This window comes from Arcobacter peruensis, from assembly GCF_003711085.1.
Classification (GTDB): Bacteria; Campylobacterota; Campylobacteria; order Campylobacterales; family Arcobacteraceae; genus Poseidonibacter; species Poseidonibacter parvus.
The window spans coordinates 829,122-848,479 of sequence record NZ_CP032363.1 but is presented as its reverse complement, the minus strand read 5'-3'; the positions used below and the strand labels follow the sequence as shown (position 1 = coordinate 848,479).

Below are 19,358 nucleotides of genomic sequence, written 5' to 3'. Positions count from 1 at the left end.
TTTTAAAAAAATATAAAATAAACTACTACCATTGAAGCTAAGTATATTAAACCTAAAAGAGCTAATAGTGTAAGCCAAGTAGGTTTTTCATACTGCTTTGATAAACTATAATTTAAATATGCAAATACAGGTGCTGAAATAAACGAAGCTGTCATTGCAAATGGTATCATTTTTCCAATTGAACTGCTGAAAAATTGTATTACAATAAATGCAACACTAGTTGTAAAAAGCATAGAGTATTGTAAGGCTTTATGTGAAAAAACTTGGGCAGTTTTATCTTTTAGTAAAACAATACTTTGATGATTACATCTAGAATATCCATCAACAGCAACAATAGTAGTTCCATATAAACAAATAAAAGCTATAAAAGTAATAAAGCCTCTTGTCCACTCTCCAATACTAGTAGCATACATATCAATAAATTGATTGATAAACTTTCCACCACTTAATGGCGTTATATCTTGTCCATATTGAACTAATGCACCCAAAGACATAAACATCAAAGCTAAAACAATAGTTATTAAATAACTGCTATTAAAATCAATCAGTCTTCTTCTCTTATACTCAGGATTTAATTTGTTTTTTTCAACAACCCAAATAGAAGCAGAAACACTAAGCTCCATAGGTGAGGGCATCCAACCCATAAGTGCTATTAAAAAAGGAATTGCTGCTATTTGAAATGCATTTGGTTCTATAAAATCAACTTTTGCTTGGGTATTTGTTTGAGTAAAGGCTAAAATTAAAGCTATGATAGTCACTACACTTAAAAATAGCATAATGATTTTAGAAACACTATCTAAGGCTTTATATTGTTTATAATAAAGTATAAACAAATATGTAAGAAGTATAAATATACTATAAACTTGCAGTGATAAATCAAGTGGTATTAGCATTTTTAATAAAACCGCACTAAGTAGTGTTCCACCTGCAACATTCACAACTGTAGCAAAGGCATTAAAAACTAGAAAAACCCATAAATAAGCATTTCCTTTTTCACTATAACCTTGAAGTAAAGTTTTATTATGAATAGTACTATAATCAAAAGCAAATCTATAAAATGGGTATTTTAATAAATTTACTACAATAATAAATAAAGCTAATTGATATCCATAATAAGCTCCCGCTTGTGTAGAAGCAATAATATGCGATCCACCAACAGCTGACGAAGCCATAATAATCCCAGGACCAAAATTCTTTAAAAATTCTTTCACTTTATACCTTTTAGTTTTTTAAATTATGTATAGTTTTTTCCATATCTTTTGATTTTGTAATAGCAGAAATTATTGCAAGACCATTACAACCACATTCCAAAATATTCTTTGCATGTGCTTCTTGTATTCCTCCAATTGCAACTAAAGGTTTTTTGATATTTTGTTTTCTAATATCTTTGATTAAATCTAGTCCAACACTTGGTTTTGCATCGCTTTTAGAGTTTGTTTTATATATAGGTCCTACTCCAAAATAATCAATACCTTCAATATCTTTAGCCTGAAGTGCTTGTTCTAAATTATTTATAGAAAGTCCTAGTAAAAGTTTTCCTTGTATTTGTTTTACAACTTCACATACCTCTTTGTCATCTTGACCTATGTGAATACCGTCAGCTTTTAATTTTAAAGCTAGGTCTATATTATCATTTATAAAAAAAGGTACATTATATCTTTTACAAAGAGTTTGAGCTTTTTTAGCTAGTTCAAAAATCTCTCTTTCATTTTGTAAACAGTTTTTACCTTTTTCTCTAAATTGAAAACAAGTAATACCATTCTTTAAAGCTTCTTCTAAAATATAAAGTAAATTTTCTTGTGCAGAATTTTCTAAGTGAAGACAATCCTGTGTTCCTGCTATAAAATAAACGCCAAGCATTTCTTTAACATTAAACATTTTTATCCTTTAAAGAGTATGCCCAATGATTTGTAGGTCCATGTCCTGAGCCTATATTTAAAGGATTACTAATAGCTGCACTTATAAAATCTTTTGCTAAGACTATACTTTCTTTAATACTATTTCCCTTTGCAAGTTGTGCTGTTATACAAGCACTAAAAGTACAACCCGTACCATGTGTTTGAACTGTATCAAATCTTACAGCGCTTAGCGTAAACTCTTCATCTTGCGTAAATACCCAATCTTCACAAATTTCACTTGTGCTATTATCTGTATGTCCACCTTTTATGATTACTATTTTTGCTCCCATTTCTTGAAGTTTTAAAGCGGCTTTTCTTGCACTTTGTTTGTCGTTTATATCAATATTTGTTAAGGCTTTTGCTTCAGGTAAATTTGGAGTTATTATGTCACAAAGAGGAATCAACTCTTCTTTTAAAGCTTTTGTTGCATTTTCTTGTAAAAGTGCAACTCCACCTTTTGATATCATCACTGGGTCTAATACAAAATATCCAAAGTCATACTTCTTAATACAGTTTGCAACACAAGTTATAACTTCTTGACTTCCTAGCATTCCTACTTTAAAAGCTTTAATATCAAAATCATCAGCAATTGCTTTTAGTTGGGATTGTATAGTTTCTAAAGGAATTTGATGAATATCAAATACACCTGTTGTATTTTGAGCTGTTATTGCTGTAATTGCAGTTGTTCCAAAAACACCTCTTTCTTGAAAGGTTTTTAAATCTGCTTGAATTCCAGCACCACCACCACTATCTGAACCTGCTATACTTAAAGCTTGTGCTACTTTACTCATGTTTTTTCCTCTTATTTAAATTATTACAATTATTCAAAACTTATTTTTGCGTATTTTTCTACTGTGGTATCATCTAATTTTGCTAGACTATCAAGTAAGGCTATATAAAACTGTCCTGTTTGATTATCATTTAGTTGTTCTTTTACAATTTGTCCTGCAATTGCGTAAGAAGTACAAGCACTTACAGTTAGTTCAAAACTATTTTCTCCAAGTGTTAAAAATGCTCCACAAACTGCACTTAAAAGACATCCTGAACCTGTGATTTTTGGGAATAGTGTTGTTCCATTATCTATTTTTGCTACTTTAAGTCCATCACTTATATAATCAATCTCTCCACTAATTGAGACAATACAATCATATTTTAAAGCTACATCTTTTGCTATTTGTGAAAAGTTGGCTTCTCCACTTCCTGCATCAACGCCTTTTGCCTTCCAATTAACTTGGGCAAGATGTGCTATTTCTCCTGCATTTCCTCTTATTAAATCAAACTTTATTTCTTTTAATAAAGTCTGTACAGTTTGTTTTCTAAAAGAAGTAGCTCCTACACCAACTGGGTCTAAGACTACTGGTATATTGTTTTTATTTGCACTTTTCCCTGCTTTTATCATAGACTTTACTTGCTCTGATGTAAGTGTTCCTATGTTTATAACTAAAGCTTGACAAATAGCAGGTAGTTCGTCCATTTCTTCAATTGCATTTGACATAATAGGTGAACAACCCATACTTAATAAACCATTTGCTACATAATTTGCTACAACTATATTTGTAATATTATGTATTAAAGGACTATTTTGTCTTAATCTTTTTATATTATCTGTTTGCATTATTTAGCCTTTATTTTAATAACTCTTTTGCGTAATCATCTAAGTTTGGAATAGTTTTAATAAGCTTGTTTTCTTTCATAAATGTAGCCATTTTTTTATATACAACTTTATCGAAAACAGCTGGATTTTGTGCTAAATATGGTATTGTATCATTCCATGCAAGAGTATTTAATTTATTATTTAACTCTTTTGGTTTATAACTTACAAATGATTCCCAAGATTTTTTAGGATTTTCTTTTAAGTATTTTGTAGCTTCTTGTAAAGCTTTTACAAAGTTTTTATATTTTTCTTGCGACACAGTTTCTTTATTTGCTACAACTACAAGCTCATCATATTTTGGAACACCATAATTTTCAGGGAAAAATGCTACTCCTTCTTCTTTTTCTATTTTTAATTGATTTAATTCAAAGTTTCTAAAAGCACCTATTACTGCATCAACTTGTTTACTCATTAAAGATGGAGATAAAGACCAGTTTACATTTATAAGTTCAACATCTTTTGCTGATAAATTTACAGATTTTAACATAGAATCTAAAAGTGCTGTTTCAAATCCACTTACAGAGTATCCTACTTTCTTACCTTTTAAATCTTCTATGTTTTTTATACCACTGTCTTTTAATACAACTAAGCTATTAAGAGGTGAGTTTACAAGAGTAGCAATTCTAACTAATGGCAAGCCTTGTGCTACTTGCATTTGTAGTTGTGGTTGGTAATCAACTGCTAAATCAGCTTTTTTTGCAGCTACAAGTTTTGGTGGCATTGATGGATCAGCTGGTTCAATAATTTCTACTTCTAAATTATTCTTTTCAAAAAAACCTTCTTGTTGTGCAATTATAATAGCTGCATGGTCAGGATTTACAAACCAGTCTAAAAGCAAACTTACTTTTTCTTTGTCTGCAAATGCACTTGAACTTAATAGTAATAAACCTAGTGTTATTTTTGATATTATTTTTTTCATTTTATTTAATTTCCTTATGTTTTTTATATTTTATGATAGGTCTAAACCCATTTGCCAAAATGATATTTCCATTCTTGTTGCTGTTGTAAAAATATCTTCTATTTTTTCCATTTGTTTTTGTGATAAATCTTCACACAGTTTTTCAAAAAAACTTGTTGCTTCTTTTGCTGCTTCTTGATACTCTTTTGAAGAGTACATATCTATCCAAGATTGGTATGGGTTATTTTCTACACTTAAGTTGTTGGAAGTGATATAATCAGCAACCTTTGCATAGCCAACAAAACAAGGTATTAAACCTGCATAAAGTTGTGTTAAATCTCCATTTAATCCACAATCTAGTACAAACCTTGTGTAAGCTATACAAGCCGTTGATTCTTTTTGTTCATAAATTGATTTTTCATCAATTCCAAACTCCTTACAATAACTTATATGAAGTTGTATCTCATCTAGTATTGAATTTAAAGCTTGTCTTGAGAATTCCATTTGTTCAAAAGTATCACTTTTATACATAGCAAGTGCAAAAGCACGGCTATAATGAAATAAATAAATATAATCTTGCATTAAATAGTGTTGAAAGTTTTTAAGCTCTAATGTTCCAGAAGCTAATTTTTGAACAAATTCATGTTTAATATAATCATCCCAATAGGGTTGAGATTTCTTGATAAGATTTTGTGTAATAGTCATAATTCTCCTTATAAGTGTTTATAAATAAGAAGAAGAGTTTATCTTTAAAAAAAGATAAAAAAATTGAAGTATAAAAATACATTTGTAAAAAACAAATCCCTACGTTAGCATTACCTAAATCAGGTTCAAAGGTCGAAGTTTTAAACTCCCTCTCAGCCTATTTATAAGCTCCCTATGTATTAAAGCAAAATCTTATCACAAAAAAAACCTTAAGTCAATTTAATGTAAATGACTAGCCCATGGAATAAATTTCTTTGTAAGATAATCTGTTAGAAAATAGATACTTAAAGTAAGTATTATTAATATAAAAAGTGCAGAAAACATTAAATCAATTTGCATTCGTGCATTTGCATGTAACATTAAATATCCAAGTCCTTTAGATGAACCAACCCATTCGCCAATAACCGCTCCAATAGGTGCTATACAAACTGCTATTTTAAGCCCTGAAGCTAATGAGGGTAAACTAGCTTTAAATCGTACTTTAAACAAAGTTTGTAAAGGTGTTAGCTTATATGTATGAGCTAAGTCAAGCCACTGTTTTGGTGTGTTTTTAAGTCCATCATAACAAGCACTTGTAATTGGAAAATATATAATAATAACTGTCATAACTATTTTTGAAGCTAAGCCATAACCAAACCATAAAACTAAAAGTGGAGCTATTGCAAATACAGGAATAGCTTGAGAAATTACAAGTATTGGAAGTAAGTATTTTTCAATTTTTTTAAAGTATAGTAGGGCAAAAGCAGAGCTTAGACCAAAGAAACATCCAAGGATTATTCCTAGTATTATTTCTAAAAGTGTAGTTTGTGTATGTTCTAAAAGTAAGTCATATTGATTTATTAATTGTAAAAATACATCTTTTGGTTGCGGTAACATATAATGAGGTAAATCAAAAATTATAATAAGAGCTTGCCAAAGTCCTAATAAAAAAATAGTAGGAAGTAATATTTTAAAAAGCTTTTTCATAGATTACTTTCTTTTAATTTTGAGATTAACTCTTCTTGTAAATTCCAGAGCTTTTCATTTGAAAGTTGATGAGGTAAATTACCTTCTAAACTTGCCACTTCTTTTATGCTTACTGGTTGATTTTCTAAAATATAAATATGATTTGCTAGTTTTATTGCTTCTTGTGGATCGTGTGTTACTAATACAACGGTTTTATCTTTTAATAAATCGCAAGTTAAATCTTGAAGTTGTATTTTTGTAATTGCATCTAAAGCTGAAAAGGGTTCATCCATTAAAATTAGATTTGAATCTTGCATAAGTGTTCTAGCTAAGGCTACTCTTTGTTTTTGTCCACCTGAAAGTTCATAAGTTTTTTTATCTAAATGTTTAGACATATTTACTTGGTCCAAAATCTCTTTTGCTTTTTGTAGAGTCTTTTTTGTTTTACATCCTTTTAAATGATAAAAAAGTTGTACATTATCTAAAATACTAAGCCATGGATAAAGTGAATTTTCTTGACTAAGCCAAGCTATATTTGTATTTTCTTTAAGTGTAATTTCTCCACTTGTTATAGTTTCTCTTTCAAGATTTGCAATACATCTAAGAAGTGTTGATTTTCCAACTCCTGAACTTCCTAATAAAGCTGTATTTTTATTTTCTAATATATTAAAGTTAAGATTTTTAAATAGAGATTTACCTTTGAAATCAAGGTTTAGGTTTTGTATTTGGGCTATGAAATTATTATTCATGGTTTTATTTTTTATAAATAAAGAGGATAATTTTTAATTATCTTCTTCATTTGTTTCAGTAGTTTCATCACTTACAACTTTAGGCTCTCTAATACCAGCAACGCTTAAAATTTCCATATATAAAGTTTCACATTTTTCATTTGAAGCTTCATCTATATTTTTTGTAATATCAATAAAATCAATTACTTTTGGTTCTTCTTCATTTTTTCCAAATTTACAGTTAAATTTCCAAAAATCAACACCTTCAGGTCTTGGCTTATTTTTTTCTCTTTTAATGTATTTTCTAATTTCATGTTTGATAGCTTCTATTTGTCTATCTGGGTGTTTGTTTTCAACGTTTAATTTGAATGTTTTCTTCATTTCTTTCCTTTTGGCGCATTATATCTGAACATTAGTTGATATCACATTTTCCAAATCTGCATTTTAAAAATTTATATAACATGTATGCAAAATATATTAAAATTGCTATTTCAAATATTTGGTAAATTATTTCCATTTAAATATTCCCTAATGCTCATGATCTTCTAGATTTTGTGAAATATAATCATAAATTCTTTGATATTCACTATCTTCTGTTTTATCTTCTTCAATAACTGCTAGTACATTTTGAAGTTCTACTAAAAGTGATTCCATTTCTGTTACAGCAAGTTCGTCATCTTCACTTTGTTTACCTTCAGCTAAAAGTATATGCAAATCATCAAGATATGCTTCTACTTCTGGAATCATTCCATTTTCTACTAAATCTTTTAGTTTGTCTTTTATTTCTGACATTTATTATCCTTAAGTTAAAATGTAATTATATAGTGAAAAATATTGGTTTAGCTTAGATACAATAAATGATGAAAAAGTTATTACTTATTTTAACAATATTTTTAAACTTAGAAGCTATAGAAATAATACAAAAACCAATTGTTTTTGATAAAATGAGAATGGATTTAACAAAAGATTATATAAAGAATCATTATGGTTTAAGTGTTGATAATATTAATATTATTCCAAAAATGATTGTAATTCATCATACGGCTGTAAATAGTCTAAAGAGATCTTTTCACAGATTTAATCCTTCAAGATTATTAATTGATAGAAAAGATATAGCAAAGGCTTCATTACTTAATGTATCTGCGCATTTTCTAGTTGCTAGAGATGGTACTATTTATTCACTTATGAATGAAACTCACATGGCTAGACATGTTATTGGTTTAAATTATTCAAGTATAGGAATTGAAAATGTTGGAGGCCAAAAAAAGAGTGATACTTTAACAAAAGAACAGTTAGAAGCTAATATTAAGTTAGTAAATTATTTAAAGAAAAAATATAAAACAATTGAGTACTTAATTGCACATAGTGAATATCTAAAATTTAAGAATCATGAATTATGGTTAGAAAAAGACAATAGTTATAAAACTATTAAAAGTGACCCTCATAAAAAGTTTATGAAAGCATTGAGAAAAGAAATAAAAGGATTAAAAAACTAAAGTTCGCGTTTTAGATTTTTATCTCAACTCTTATTCTCTTTCATATTATATACTAAATAAGTTTAGTTTTACTAATAATAACTCCATCATTATCCGCATAAAGGTAATCTCCTTTATTAAAAGTCAAACCTTCAAAGCATATTTCTTCACCTCTTGATGAAGATGTTTTTTCAAAATTTCTTAAAGGACAAGTTCCAATTGCAAATAATCCTACATTAATATTTTTAGTTTCATCTGTATCTCTTACATAACCATTTAAGATTATTGCTTGCCAATTGTTTTTAGCTGCAAATGCCATTAATCTATCACCTACAACTCCAAAAAATTCTTGTGCATTATCTACAACTACAATTTTTCCTTCTCCATCTTCATCTCTTAGCATTTCTAGTAAACGCCAATTACTTTTATCTAGTTTTATTGTTTCAATTTGTCCATAAAATCTTTTTAAACCACCATAATTTATAAATTTTGTTGGTAGTACTTTTATCTCTTTATCTTGATTTTCATCACATAAATCTGCTGTATGTATATTTTTCATTTCTTTTCCTCTTCCTTTATCTCAAATTATGAATTTGAGATTTATATAGTAGTGAAAATAAATGTAAAAAAAATGTATAAATTAAATGAATATTAAAATTTATAATTAATCTAAATAAATAAGCTAATAAAAATAATATTTAAAACTAACTAACTATAAAGCTATTATATAATTCGTAAAAAATAAAGAATTTATATGAAAAAATTTACAAATGAATCTATGTATGAGATTATTCACTATTTTGAAACTTCATTAAAAAAATATGAAATAATAAGTATTGAAGTTTTAAATCCAGATTTAGGAATTGATAATTATGCAGGTTATACTATTGATTTAGATGAATCATATATCTATAGGTCATATAAATCATGGACAGATTTAGCTGAACTAATGTTTTGTAAAATGCTTACACCTATAGTTCTTTCAGAAAATACAATATGCTTAAAATTTAGGAAACTAGATCTTTCTAGCTCTTTTCATAATGATTTAAATGATGAAGAAAATGAAAAGTATGGAATAAAATCAGACTTTTCTAAAATAAATAAAAACGAAGAGCCAGCTTTTGTTTTTCCTTACACAAAAGCTTTAATACATACAAAAGTATATGAAAAAAAACAAATACTAAATCTTGGTGTTAATAAAGCAGATGAATTTGAAATCATAAAAAATATTGTTTATTCTGAAGTTTTTGAAAAGATTAATTTTGTTGGAATTGATTATTCAAAGAGTGCAATTAATCAAGCAAAACAAAAATTTCCAAATAAAAACTTTGAGTTTTATTCACATGATATAAATAAATTAGATGACTTAAATTTAAAGAAATCTGATTTAATTATTTCAATTGGAACACTACAATCAAGTAGTATTAACTTTAAATTAGTATTTATGTCTTTAATTCAAGATTACTTAGAAGAGGGTGGAAGTATTATTCTTGGTTTCCCAAATTGTCGATGGGTTGAAGCTGATATGATTTATGGTGCAAAAAATCCTACTTATACATATTCTGAACAATCTTTGCTTTATAAAGATGTTTATTTTTGTAAAAAATATTTACAACAAAAAAAGTTTAAAGTTACGCTAACAGGTAAGAATTACCTCTTTTTAACTGCAACTTGCATTAAAAAGAAACAGAAATAAGTTTTTTTATTTTTTTATTTATGATACAATTATTGCATAAAAATTCAAGGAGTATATTATGCCATGTAAACATATAGAAGTAAAAACATTTAAGTTAGCTCATTCTACAAGTGACACAGTTAAAATAGAACACGTTGAAAAACCTTATGGTGAATATTCTAGCCCAGTTGTTAGTATTGCTATTTATTCAGAAGGAAAAACTAAAACTTCAGAAGTTGAAATACCTTATGAAAATATTGAAATATTTTTTAAAGCTTTAAATGAATCAGTTGCACTTTGTGATTCAATTCCAAGAAGTGAAATACATGCTGAATTAAATTCAGAAATTGGTGGTGGAGCATAAAAGGTGAGTTGACTCACCTTTTATAAGTTCTACTTATATCTTAATAAATTACTAACAAATTAATCTCTAATTCCTAATCTAAAATAAGAAATTTTTCTGATATAATTTTCGAAAATTTTAATAGGAATTAATTTGAATTCAACATCAACTTATGTTTTTTTATCGTTTATAACTGCTACTATTGCTACTTTAGGAAGTCTATTTTTTTCTGAAGTTATGGAGTTTATACCTTGTTCTATGTGCTGGTATCAAAGAATATTTATGTATCCATTGGTATTAATATTTTTAGTAAATATGTTATACCCAGATGATAAAATTGTAAAGTATGCAATGCCTATAGTATTAGTAGGTTTGTCTTTTTCTATTTATCATAATTTACTGATGTTTGAAATAATACCTGAAAGTATTGTTCCTTGTGTTCAAGGTGTTCCTTGTTCAACTGAATATATTAATTGGCTTGGTTTTGTTACTATTCCTTTTCTTTCATTAATTTCCTATTCAATTATTTTAATCTTATTATTATTTATTAAAAAAGGAATTTTATCAAATGAAAAATAAAAAAATTGTTGTAATCTCATTATTAGTTCTTGTAATCGCATTTATAGCAGGTACATATCTTTACAAAAGTAATGAAACAAAAAAAGTTCAAAATGTCACTACTAGTGAAGATGGAGCACCTTATATAAGAGCTCATTCTCCAAAGTTTGGAGATAATAAAAAGAATGTAGTTGTTGTGGAATTTTTAGATCCTGAATGTGAAGCTTGTGCAGCATTTCATCCAATTATGAAAAGAATGTATAAAGAAAACTACGAAGATATCTCTTTAGTTATTAGATATTTACCAAATCACAGAAACTCTAGATTTGTTGTAAAACTTCTTGAAGCATCAAGATTACAAAATAAATATAATGAAGCTTTAGATGTAGTTTTCTCTACACAAGATAAATGGGCAAATCATAACAATCCTCAACCTGGATTATTATGGACTTATATTGCTAAAATTGAAGGTATAGATATTAAAAAAGTTGAAGAAGATGTTAAAAATTCAAATTTTGATGAAATGATGGATATTGACTCTAATGATGGAAGAACTTTAGGTGTACGAGGAACTCCTACTATTTTTGTAAATGGAAAAAAATTAGCAGTATTATCTTATTCAACATTAATCGAATTAGTAGAATCAGAAATATACAAATAGTCTGTTTTTGTAGCAGATTTTTAAAATAGGTATTTTTAAGCCAAATACCTATTTTATATAGAGAAAATATTAAGAAAAATTATGTATACTATGTATTAAATATTAAACGTAGAAAACAAAAGGAATTTTAATGTCATTTCTAGAAAAAGTTAATGCATTTTTCGCAATTGCAAAAGAATCAAATTTTGATATTGCTAAAATTTATGCACAAGATCCAAATGGTGTATACGCAGCACTTTTAGTTGTGTTGGTAATTGTACTAATTATAGTATTTTTCATAAGAAGATCTATGAAAATATCTTCAGCTGTAAAATTAGTATCTAATATACAAAACTCTAATGATTTTGATGAATACGACTCTTCATTAACTAAACTTGCAACAGAACTACCTAAAAGAGGTCCTAGACTAGCAAACAGTATCAATGCGCAAAAAAATGATATTCTACAAAGAGAATTAAATTTATTAAAAGATTTTAATATTAAAGATAAAATCAATAAATATAAGCAAATTTCAGCTCAATATGCTTTAATTGCACAGAATTCTAAAAAATATAAAATGGATGATTTAACATCTTACTATGAAGAAAAATCTAAAACATTATTAGATGAAAACTTAAGTGCTGAAATTAGTGCATATAGTGAAAATACAGACTTTGATGAAAATGATGTAGAGTTTGTTAATAGTATTGTTTCTTATGCTAATACTACAAGTAATCCAGAATCATTATTAAATCCACTTATTGAACAAATTAATAAATTCTCTTACTCTTATAATTTAGATTTATTCAAATTTACAAAAGCACTTGAAAAAGATAAATCAGGATTAGTATATAAAAATTGTAATGAAAAGTTAAAAGAAGCAATTACAAGCCAAGAGAATAGAATCTCTAATGTAATTTTATCTTATATGTTAGAAAATGATGAAAAAGAAGCTGTATATTCATATATTACAAACCTTCAATCATCTACTTATTTACAAGATTTATATCATAATTTCTTTGCAAAAACAGAAGATATTGATTTAGATTTAGCATTTGTAGCAAATGAAACAAAAATTCAATCTGATTATTCAAATCATATAGATTGCCAAATTACAGATAATTGGAGAGATTTAACATATATTAATCATATTATTAAATCTCCAAGAGTTCTTGAAACAATCGGACATATATCTTATAGAAATGTTTTAGAAAGAATTGAAAGATTAGAAAAAGATGAAGAGACTAATAAAGCAATAGCTGAAGCACTTCAAGTAGCACGACGTGCAGAAACAATTGCAAATGAAGCAAAAGAAATCGCAAGACAAAAATAAATATAAGGTGCATTTAGATGCACCTTATATAACTTAAAGATTAAATATGGACACTCTTACACTTATTTTAATATTTCTTATATTTTTCGCAATTTTTTTATTTTTTGCTGCAAGTAAAAAAAAGAATATAAAAGAACCTGCTGTAAAAAAAGATGAGTTAATACAAGCTTATAAAATTCAAATGAGAGACTTACTAAAGAAATATGAGAATGATAAAGAAACTCAAACAGTTGAAAAAATAAAACTACTTAAACAAATAAATCATGAACTATCAATGAATCTTTTTTTTAATAAAAATGAAGCTACAAAACTTTTAAAAGAACTTTCTTCTTATAGTTAATATCATTTATGATTTATTAACTTATTTTTACTATAATTTCAAATAATTAAACTTACAATATAGGATAACTATGAAAACAAAATACATTATATTCACACTACTTACATCAATTTTTTTATTTTCAGGATGTGACTCAAAATCAGAATTTGATGAAAGCTTAGTTGCAGATGTAAAAAAGAATACTCCAATTATTAAAGAGTTTGTTTCAAGAACACTTAAACTTACAACTACTGATGGCAAAATAATTGAACTTACTACAACAAAAGAAGGTATTGACTTTAAAGATTATAAAGGCAAAAAAGCAATCTTAGTTGATGTTTTTGCAACATGGTGTCCGCCATGTATTAAAGGTATTCCAGTACTAAAAGAATTAAGAGAAAAATACAAAGATGATTTTGAAATAGTATCAGTACTATTTGAAAAAGAAGAAGATAAACCAAAAGCTGAAGTTTTAGAGTTTATTGAGAAATATGGTATTACTTATCCAATTACTATTGGAGAAGAAAACTTTAAACTTGCAAAAGATTTAGGTGATGTTCAAAGAATTCCTGAACTATTTTTATTTTCAAAAGATGGAATGTTTGTTAAAAAATTCCTAGGTGAAACAGAGTTAGAAACTTATGAAGAGTATGTAAAAATGGCAATTGGTAAAAAATAGATTTGAGATATGAAAATGTTTCTTCATTCATTGTAATGGATATAGTAAGAGAGGCTCAAAAATATGAAGATACTATTCATTTTGAAATAGGTCAACCTGATTTAAACCCAAGTTTAAAAGTAAAAAAAGCACTTCAAAAAGCTGTTGAAGACAATAGATTTTCATACACTGAAAGTTTAGGCCTAATAGAACTTAGAAATAAAATATCTACAATGTATAAAAAAAACTACAATGTAGATATTGAACCTCAAAGAATACTACTAACACCTGGAACTTCAGGTGCATTTTTAATTGCTTATACTTTAACTTTAAAATATAAACAAAACTTAGGACTTTCGGATCCTTCTTATCCTTGTTATAAAAACTTTGCTAATATGCTAGATATTAATCCTTGTTTTATGAATATTGATAAATCTTCTAATTATGAATTAACTGTTGAGCATTTAAAAAAAGAAAATATCCAAGCTTTACAAATTTCTTCACCATCTAATCCTACTGGTAACTTATATTCAAAAGAAAACTTAGAGCAAATGATTTCTTATTGTAAGGAAAAAGATATATCTTTTATATCAGATGAACTTTATCATGGTTTAACTTATGAGCAAAATGCTCATACTGCATTAGAGTTTAGTGATGATGTTTTTGTAATAAATGGTTTTTCAAAATATTACTGTATGCCTGGAATGAGGTTAGGGTGGATAGTAGTACCCAAAAATTTAAGTAGAGAAGCTGAAAAAATAGCACAAAATATTTTTATATCTGCACCCACACTTTCTCAATACGCAGCAATAGAAGCTTTTGATGAGGAATACTTAAGTAGTATCAAAAATACTTTTAAAGAACGTAGAGACTACTTATATGATGAATTAAGCACTATTTTTGAAATAGATGCAAAACCTGATGGTGCATTTTATCTTTGGGCAAATATTTCAAAGTATAGTGATGATAGTTTTGCTTTTGCAAAAGAGTTATTAGAAAATATTCATGTAGCAACTACTCCTGGAATTGACTTTGGTTCTAATAAAACAAATCAATATATTAGATTTGCATATACAAGAGATATAGAGCATATGAAAGAAGGAATAAAAAGATTGAAAGAGTATTTAAGTAAATGAAAAAATTTATACTATTTGACAACGACGGAGTTTTAGTCGAAACTGAACCTTTATATTTTGAAGCTAATGTAAAAGCTTTGAGTGAACTTGGAATCAAGCTTACGTTTGAGAGATATATGAAAATTATGGCAAGAGGTGGAACTGCTTGGGAAGTTGCAAGAGAAGCTGGAATTACAAAAGAAGTAATTGATAAAAAAAGATTTCAAAGAGATGAGTATTATCAAGAATTTATTAAAACAAGAGATATTGAGATTCCTGATGTAAAAGAGATTTTAAAAGAGTTGTCAAAAAAATATAAAATGGGAATTATTACAACTTCAAGAAGAGTTGATTTTGAACTAATTCATAAAAATAGAGGAATTACTGATTTTATGGATTTTGTTTTATGTGTTGAAGATTATCCTAAAGCTAAGCCTTATCCTGATCCATATTTAGCAGGTTTAGAAAAGTTTAAAGCAAATGCCTCGGAAGCTATTGTAGTAGAAGATTCACAACGTGGTCTAAGCTCTGCTGTTAATGCTGGAATTGATTGTGTTATTGTTAAAAATGAGTTCACTTTAACTCATGATTTTTCAAAAGCAAGTTATAGAATAGATACTTTAAAAGATTTACTTAATATTCTTTAATCTGTTGCTATTACAAAACCATGGTTTTCTTCTTCTTGAAAACAACCAATTTGGCATTTTGTTACTTTAAGGTCTGATTTTTTAAGAGTTGAGCCTATTTTATTTATTGAATGGTTTTTCTCTTGAGCTATTTTCCAAGCTACTTGGCATTCTATTTTAGAATTATTAGAATTTGATTTTAACATATCATAAATATCATCATTCATATCTGTAAATTTTAAATCTCCAAATACTCCTAGTTCACAATTAGTGATTTTAAAGTTCATATCTTTAGCTATTTGTGCAATCTCTTTTGGTTCTTTACCAATTAATTTAGCAACTCTAAAAGCTTTTAAACATGATAATGCACCGTTCTCATCTAAATTTGTAAGAACTAAGTCTGTTTGTATTGAATCTAATTTAACCATTAATTTTACTAACCTTTTATTTTGTGATATTATAAAGTTTCAAGCTTATGATAACTTTATATTATAAACTAGTTATTTAAATATATTATAATTTTATTGTATAAAATTTGTATAATTGTATTTTATAAATAGAGTGAAAGGAGAAGACACTCTATTTATTAACTTGTATGTTTGTAGGAGAATCAAGTTTATAGTTTTTATTATTTATTAGGGTCGTGTAACCTAATGCATGTAAAAATTATAATAGCTTAGTATTAACCTTTTTTAAATAAAAGGTTAATGCTTTGTAAATGGTTTTAATAATATTATTAATCTTGGAAGTAAAAGTAGTGCTGAAGCTAAGATTGTAGCCATTACAACTACTGTTAATAAACCAAAGTAAATAGTAGGAATTAAATTTGATAAAACAAGTATAGAAAAACCTACTACAACTACTAAAGAAGTGTAATACATAGCATATCCAATACTTTCATGAGATCTTTTCATAGCATTGATATAATTATGATCAAACTTGTACTCTTCTTTAAATCTATGAATATAATGTATTGTATCATCTACTCCAATACCAATAGAAATAGCTGCAATTGTAATAGTCATAATATCTAAAGGAATATTTAACCAACCCATAATTCCAAAAATAGCAGAAATAGGAATAATATTAGCAATTAGTGCAATAAATGCAATTTTAAGTGATCTAAAAAGAAGTAAAAACATTATAAATAAAATCACTAAAACAAAACCTAATGTAGAGATTTGAGAATCAAATAATGATTGAAGCATATTGTTATATAAAACCATTAGGTTTGATAATTTATATGTTGTTTCTTTATTTTGAATAATATCTCTTAAATCAGTATTGATTTTATTTAACAATTCATTTCTTCGCAAACTTGGATTTGAATCTACTATTCTCATAGTTATTCTAGCTTCATTATTTTCAATGTTGATATATGGTGCTAAAATTAAATCTTTATATCTTTCTGGAAGTTTTTTATATAAAAGTGCTAGTGTTATTCCATCTAGTTCTTTATTGTCATTTAAAAGTTTTCCTACTTTTAAAATACTTGCTAACGATTGTACTTTTCCAACTTCTTCCAGTGAGTCTAGATAGTTATGAACTTTTGTAATTGTATTCATTTTATCTTGTGAAAACCAATATTGTTCATCGTTTTCGCTTTCTTTATACTCATCTTCAAAGTCATCAAAAAAGTCATCTTCGCTAGCTTTTTCTACAATTTTTACTGTTTTTTCTTCATCTTTGAATTTTATAATTACATCTAAGGGCGTTGTTCCACCTAAATTTTCATCAATTACTTTCATTCCTTTATAAATATCTGTACTTTGTTTAAAGTAGTTAATAAAACTATTCTCTACAATTAATTGTGATGCTCCTGAAAGAGAAAATACAACTACAAGTAAAGAACCTATTAAAATACTACTTCCTTTGTTTTCTACAAGGTATGAAGCTTTTGAAATAAGTGAAAACTTAGAGTTTTTTTCTCTTTCATGTTCATCTTTTTTATTCACCATTATTAAAACAATAGGAAAAACTAAAAAAGCAATAATAAGTGAGATTGCAATTCCAGCACTCATCATTAAACCTAAGTTTTTAACAGGTTGAATACTTGATAATACTAAAGATGCAAAACCTGTAATTGTAGTAATAATTGCAAAAAATGAAGGATTCATTTTTGATAAAATAGTGTTTATCACTAGCTTATATTGACTGGCATTTTTATATTTTACATTTAATTCTCTATATCTTACAATTAAGTGTAAAACTATTGAAATGGTTATTATTAACTGTAAAGCAATAAAGTTTGATGATATTACAGTAACTTCCCAATTAAATAAACCCAATACTCCAGCTGTTGAAACAACAGATAAAAGACAAATAACAATTGGTAAGATAATCCATCTAGGATGTCTAAAAATAAACCATAAAATAAAAATAAGTAAAAGTACTAAAGTAGAACCATAAATTAATAAATCACTTCTAACAAAGCCTACAATATCATTTGCAATCATATTTATTCCACCAAGGAAAATACTTGCTTGATTATCGTACTTACTAATTATTGCTCTAATATTTTTAATATCACTTGTTTCTTGTTCTCTTAAAAAATCTCTATATTCTTTAAACTCTAATACAGTTTTATTTAAAAGATTTAATTCATCTTTACTAATATTATCTGCTCTTTTTTTAGCTAATAAATCATTTCTTTTTTCTAAAAGTTCAAAATACTTTTTGTCTTCTTTTAGATTTAACATTAATGCAGTCGTTTTAAAATCTGGACTTACTAAGTTATTTGAGTAAAGTTCAGATGTTAAAAACTCTTTTTTAACTAAAGTTAAATCATACTCTTTAGTACTAAGAGTTTCAACTCCATCAACTAAATCAGAAATTGGTCTTATTGGAGATTGAACTAAAGGAACATTTAATATTGAAGTTATACTTTCTATATTTTCTAATTTAAGTAAATCATCTGAAAGATTTGATAATCTATCTAAGCTTGTTTTTGAAAGAAGTTCATCTTTTGGAGAATAAGTAACAACTAAAAAGTTTGGATTGTAATATCTTTTGTTTACTTCTCTAGAAAATTTTAAATCTTTATCATCATCAAGTAGAAGTGTTTCAGCCGAAGCATCAATTTCAAGTTTTGTAGCGTAGTATCCTAAAACAGTAATGCTAGTGAATAATACTAGTAAAACTGCAATTGGAAATTTTAAAATGACATTGTCATAAATCTTTTTTATCATTTAGTTTTTTTCGTTTGCTTCTTTTAAAACAGCTAACATTTCATCGAAAGTTTTTTCTTTTAATAATCCTGAAAATTGTTGTCTATTTGTTTGCATAATACTTACACCAATTAAATCAACATCATAAATTAACCACTCATTACTAGCTCTATTTTTGTAAAAGTTATAGTTAATTGTGTATACATCATCTTGACCAATTAACTCTGTAACTAACTGTAATCTACTTCCTTTATAATCTTCTAAAGAAATAATCTTTACTTCTTGATTTGTATATAATTCAAGTTTATCAATATATGAGTTTTTTAGTTTTCTTTCAAAAACTTTTACAAATTCATTTCTTTGTTCTTTAGAAATTGATGTCCAAGTTTTTTTACCTAAAGCAATTTTTGACATAGTATTATAATCAAAAACTGAATCAATTATAGAAACTATTTTTTCACCTTTTTGCTTAGTTTGAAGACTTTCATCTTTTAAAATAAGTAAAATTGTATTGATTTTATTTCCCATTTCTTCTTTTATTGTCTCTTTTTTCAAAGCACTTGCAGATGTAATTGCAAAAGTAATCAATAATAATATTTTAAATAAGTTCTTTAATTTCAT

General features: G+C 26.6%; 24 protein-coding genes and 1 riboswitch. Of the genes, 10 read left to right on the top strand and 14 right to left on the bottom strand.

Going from position 1 to position 19,358, the window contains the following annotated elements:
- Nucleotides 1–2: 2 nt before the first annotated feature.
- The 10 genes from D3Z07_RS04290 to D3Z07_RS04245 all read right to left on the bottom strand — a co-directional run bounded on the left by D3Z07_RS04290 (nucleotide 3) and on the right by D3Z07_RS04245 (nucleotide 7,620).
- A complete protein-coding gene (locus D3Z07_RS04290; protein WP_206423300.1) occupies nucleotides 3–1,211 on the bottom strand; it encodes an NRAMP family divalent metal transporter in 1,209 nt (402 codons plus the stop codon).
- Nucleotides 1,212–1,221: 10 nt separating this feature from the next.
- The gene (gene thiE / locus D3Z07_RS04285) at nucleotides 1,222–1,878 is read right to left on the bottom strand and encodes a thiamine phosphate synthase (protein ID WP_076085753.1); all 657 of its coding nucleotides are present in this window, start codon (nucleotides 1,876–1,878) and stop codon (nucleotides 1,222–1,224) included.
- Nucleotides 1,871–2,689 carry a bifunctional hydroxymethylpyrimidine kinase/phosphomethylpyrimidine kinase gene (thiD, locus tag D3Z07_RS04280; protein WP_076085756.1) on the bottom strand — a complete coding sequence of 273 codons (819 nt, stop codon included), beginning with the start codon at nucleotides 2,687–2,689 and terminating at the stop codon, nucleotides 1,871–1,873. Before thiD ends, thiE begins: the two co-directional genes overlap by 8 nt.
- Nucleotides 2,690–2,718: 29 nt before the next feature.
- A complete protein-coding gene (gene thiM / locus D3Z07_RS04275) occupies nucleotides 2,719–3,513 on the bottom strand; it encodes a hydroxyethylthiazole kinase (RefSeq protein ID WP_076085759.1) in 795 nt (264 codons plus the stop codon).
- Between the two features lie 10 nt (nucleotides 3,514–3,523).
- Nucleotides 3,524–4,471: an ABC transporter substrate-binding protein gene (locus D3Z07_RS04270; protein WP_076085762.1), complete on the bottom strand. Its 948-nt coding sequence runs from the start codon at nucleotides 4,469–4,471 to the stop codon at nucleotides 3,524–3,526.
- A gap of 30 nt (nucleotides 4,472–4,501) precedes the next feature.
- A complete protein-coding gene (gene tenA, locus D3Z07_RS04265) occupies nucleotides 4,502–5,155 on the bottom strand; it encodes a thiaminase II (RefSeq protein WP_206423299.1) in 654 nt (217 codons plus the stop codon).
- Between the two features lie 79 nt (nucleotides 5,156–5,234).
- A riboswitch (TPP riboswitch) is annotated at nucleotides 5,235–5,340 on the bottom strand.
- A 34-nt stretch (nucleotides 5,341–5,374) separates the two neighbouring features.
- Nucleotides 5,375–6,121 (bottom strand): ABC transporter permease, encoded by a 747-nt coding sequence (locus D3Z07_RS04260; RefSeq protein ID WP_076085765.1) that lies wholly within the window; start codon nucleotides 6,119–6,121, stop codon nucleotides 5,375–5,377.
- Entirely contained in the window at nucleotides 6,118–6,849 is a 732-nt protein-coding gene (locus D3Z07_RS04255) for an ABC transporter ATP-binding protein (RefSeq protein WP_076085768.1), read from the bottom strand. Before D3Z07_RS04255 ends, D3Z07_RS04260 begins: the two co-directional genes overlap by 4 nt.
- 33 nt (nucleotides 6,850–6,882) lie before the next feature.
- Entirely contained in the window at nucleotides 6,883–7,209 is a 327-nt protein-coding gene (locus D3Z07_RS04250) for a DUF6172 family protein (RefSeq protein WP_076085771.1), read from the bottom strand.
- Between the two features lie 147 nt (nucleotides 7,210–7,356).
- Nucleotides 7,357–7,620 carry a hypothetical protein gene (locus D3Z07_RS04245; protein ID WP_076085774.1) on the bottom strand — a complete coding sequence of 88 codons (264 nt, stop codon included), beginning with the start codon at nucleotides 7,618–7,620 and terminating at the stop codon, nucleotides 7,357–7,359.
- 65 nt (nucleotides 7,621–7,685) lie between these two features.
- On the opposite strand from D3Z07_RS04245, the gene D3Z07_RS04240 reads away from it, so the two are divergent.
- Nucleotides 7,686–8,324: an N-acetylmuramoyl-L-alanine amidase gene (locus tag D3Z07_RS04240; RefSeq protein ID WP_228200575.1), complete on the top strand. Its 639-nt coding sequence runs from the start codon at nucleotides 7,686–7,688 to the stop codon at nucleotides 8,322–8,324.
- 52 nt (nucleotides 8,325–8,376) lie between these two features.
- Here the strand turns inward: D3Z07_RS04240 and rraA are convergent, their stop codons facing one another.
- Complete coding sequence (gene rraA / locus D3Z07_RS04235; protein ID WP_076085780.1) at nucleotides 8,377–8,862, bottom strand: ribonuclease E activity regulator RraA; 486 nt, start codon at nucleotides 8,860–8,862, stop codon at nucleotides 8,377–8,379.
- Between the two features lie 195 nt (nucleotides 8,863–9,057).
- On the opposite strand from rraA, the gene D3Z07_RS04230 reads away from it, so the two are divergent.
- The 9 genes from D3Z07_RS04230 (at nucleotide 9,058) to D3Z07_RS04190 (ending at nucleotide 15,591) form a co-directional block, all read left to right on the top strand.
- Nucleotides 9,058–9,999 (top strand): methyltransferase domain-containing protein, encoded by a 942-nt coding sequence (locus D3Z07_RS04230; protein ID WP_122893145.1) that lies wholly within the window; start codon nucleotides 9,058–9,060, stop codon nucleotides 9,997–9,999.
- A gap of 58 nt (nucleotides 10,000–10,057) precedes the next feature.
- On the top strand, nucleotides 10,058–10,342 hold the full coding sequence (locus D3Z07_RS04225) for a hypothetical protein (RefSeq protein WP_076085784.1): 285 nt from the start codon (nucleotides 10,058–10,060) through the stop codon (nucleotides 10,340–10,342).
- Nucleotides 10,343–10,474: 132 nt separating this feature from the next.
- Nucleotides 10,475–10,900, top strand: a complete 426-nt coding sequence (locus D3Z07_RS04220) for a disulfide oxidoreductase (protein ID WP_122893144.1) — start codon at nucleotides 10,475–10,477, stop codon at nucleotides 10,898–10,900.
- Complete coding sequence (locus D3Z07_RS04215) at nucleotides 10,890–11,540, top strand: DsbA family protein (protein WP_076085788.1); 651 nt, start codon at nucleotides 10,890–10,892, stop codon at nucleotides 11,538–11,540. The genes D3Z07_RS04220 and D3Z07_RS04215 overlap by 11 nt, the downstream gene beginning before the upstream one ends.
- A 130-nt stretch (nucleotides 11,541–11,670) precedes the next feature.
- Nucleotides 11,671–12,852 carry a hypothetical protein gene (locus tag D3Z07_RS04210; RefSeq protein WP_122893143.1) on the top strand — a complete coding sequence of 394 codons (1,182 nt, stop codon included), beginning with the start codon at nucleotides 11,671–11,673 and terminating at the stop codon, nucleotides 12,850–12,852.
- A gap of 46 nt (nucleotides 12,853–12,898) precedes the next feature.
- Nucleotides 12,899–13,192, top strand: coding sequence for a hypothetical protein (locus D3Z07_RS04205; RefSeq protein ID WP_122893142.1), 294 nt, complete (start codon nucleotides 12,899–12,901; stop codon nucleotides 13,190–13,192).
- A 70-nt stretch (nucleotides 13,193–13,262) separates the two neighbouring features.
- Entirely contained in the window at nucleotides 13,263–13,850 is a 588-nt protein-coding gene (locus D3Z07_RS04200; RefSeq protein ID WP_076085794.1) for a TlpA family protein disulfide reductase, read from the top strand.
- Nucleotides 13,851–13,852: 2 nt separating this feature from the next.
- Nucleotides 13,853–14,965, top strand: coding sequence for an aminotransferase class I/II-fold pyridoxal phosphate-dependent enzyme (locus D3Z07_RS04195; protein WP_122893141.1), 1,113 nt, complete (start codon nucleotides 13,853–13,855; stop codon nucleotides 14,963–14,965).
- Nucleotides 14,962–15,591 carry an HAD family hydrolase gene (locus tag D3Z07_RS04190; RefSeq protein ID WP_076085796.1) on the top strand — a complete coding sequence of 210 codons (630 nt, stop codon included), beginning with the start codon at nucleotides 14,962–14,964 and terminating at the stop codon, nucleotides 15,589–15,591. Before D3Z07_RS04195 ends, D3Z07_RS04190 begins: the two co-directional genes overlap by 4 nt.
- Here D3Z07_RS04190 and D3Z07_RS04185 read toward each other — a convergent pair.
- The 3 genes from D3Z07_RS04185 to D3Z07_RS04175 all read right to left on the bottom strand — a co-directional run bounded on the left by D3Z07_RS04185 (nucleotide 15,588) and on the right by D3Z07_RS04175 (nucleotide 19,358).
- Nucleotides 15,588–15,998 (bottom strand): ModE family transcriptional regulator, encoded by a 411-nt coding sequence (locus tag D3Z07_RS04185; RefSeq protein ID WP_076085798.1) that lies wholly within the window; start codon nucleotides 15,996–15,998, stop codon nucleotides 15,588–15,590. The genes D3Z07_RS04190 and D3Z07_RS04185 overlap by 4 nt on opposite strands.
- A gap of 276 nt (nucleotides 15,999–16,274) precedes the next feature.
- Nucleotides 16,275–18,758 carry an efflux RND transporter permease subunit gene (locus tag D3Z07_RS04180; protein ID WP_122893140.1) on the bottom strand — a complete coding sequence of 828 codons (2,484 nt, stop codon included), beginning with the start codon at nucleotides 18,756–18,758 and terminating at the stop codon, nucleotides 16,275–16,277.
- Nucleotides 18,759–19,358, bottom strand: coding sequence for a Tgt2/MlaC family protein (locus tag D3Z07_RS04175; RefSeq protein WP_076085804.1), 600 nt, complete (start codon nucleotides 19,356–19,358; stop codon nucleotides 18,759–18,761).

What these genes read in the sequence shown, in the direction of transcription:
- D3Z07_RS04230 (WP_122893145.1), top strand. Translation starts at nt 9,058, where the DNA reads ATGAAAAAATTTACAAATGAATCTATGTATGAGATTATTCACTATTTT.
- thiD (WP_076085756.1), bottom strand. Translation starts at nt 2,689, where the DNA reads ATGAGTAAAGTAGCACAAGCTTTAAGTATAGCAGGTTCAGATAGTGGT.
- D3Z07_RS04175 (WP_076085804.1), bottom strand. Translation starts at nt 19,358, where the DNA reads ATGAAATTAAAGAACTTATTTAAAATATTATTATTGATTACTTTTGCA.
- D3Z07_RS04190 (WP_076085796.1), top strand. Translation starts at nt 14,962, where the DNA reads ATGAAAAAATTTATACTATTTGACAACGACGGAGTTTTAGTCGAAACT.
- D3Z07_RS04200 (WP_076085794.1), top strand. Translation starts at nt 13,263, where the DNA reads ATGAAAACAAAATACATTATATTCACACTACTTACATCAATTTTTTTA.
- thiE (WP_076085753.1), bottom strand. Translation starts at nt 1,878, where the DNA reads ATGTTTAATGTTAAAGAAATGCTTGGCGTTTATTTTATAGCAGGAACA.
- D3Z07_RS04245 (WP_076085774.1), bottom strand. Translation starts at nt 7,620, where the DNA reads ATGTCAGAAATAAAAGACAAACTAAAAGATTTAGTAGAAAATGGAATG.
- D3Z07_RS04215 (WP_076085788.1), top strand. Translation starts at nt 10,890, where the DNA reads ATGAAAAATAAAAAAATTGTTGTAATCTCATTATTAGTTCTTGTAATC.
- D3Z07_RS04250 (WP_076085771.1), bottom strand. Translation starts at nt 7,209, where the DNA reads ATGAAGAAAACATTCAAATTAAACGTTGAAAACAAACACCCAGATAGA.
- D3Z07_RS04260 (WP_076085765.1), bottom strand. Translation starts at nt 6,121, where the DNA reads ATGAAAAAGCTTTTTAAAATATTACTTCCTACTATTTTTTTATTAGGA.
- D3Z07_RS04180 (WP_122893140.1), bottom strand. Translation starts at nt 18,758, where the DNA reads ATGATAAAAAAGATTTATGACAATGTCATTTTAAAATTTCCAATTGCA.
- D3Z07_RS04205 (WP_122893142.1), top strand. Translation starts at nt 12,899, where the DNA reads ATGGACACTCTTACACTTATTTTAATATTTCTTATATTTTTCGCAATT.
- D3Z07_RS04270 (WP_076085762.1), bottom strand. Translation starts at nt 4,471, where the DNA reads ATGAAAAAAATAATATCAAAAATAACACTAGGTTTATTACTATTAAGT.
- D3Z07_RS04255 (WP_076085768.1), bottom strand. Translation starts at nt 6,849, where the DNA reads ATGAATAATAATTTCATAGCCCAAATACAAAACCTAAACCTTGATTTC.
- D3Z07_RS04185 (WP_076085798.1), bottom strand. Translation starts at nt 15,998, where the DNA reads ATGGTTAAATTAGATTCAATACAAACAGACTTAGTTCTTACAAATTTA.
- tenA (WP_206423299.1), bottom strand. Translation starts at nt 5,155, where the DNA reads ATGACTATTACACAAAATCTTATCAAGAAATCTCAACCCTATTGGGAT.
- D3Z07_RS04225 (WP_076085784.1), top strand. Translation starts at nt 10,058, where the DNA reads ATGCCATGTAAACATATAGAAGTAAAAACATTTAAGTTAGCTCATTCT.
- thiM (WP_076085759.1), bottom strand. Translation starts at nt 3,513, where the DNA reads ATGCAAACAGATAATATAAAAAGATTAAGACAAAATAGTCCTTTAATA.
- D3Z07_RS04210 (WP_122893143.1), top strand. Translation starts at nt 11,671, where the DNA reads ATGTCATTTCTAGAAAAAGTTAATGCATTTTTCGCAATTGCAAAAGAA.
- rraA (WP_076085780.1), bottom strand. Translation starts at nt 8,862, where the DNA reads ATGAAAAATATACATACAGCAGATTTATGTGATGAAAATCAAGATAAA.
- D3Z07_RS04240 (WP_228200575.1), top strand. Translation starts at nt 7,686, where the DNA reads ATGATGAAAAAGTTATTACTTATTTTAACAATATTTTTAAACTTAGAA.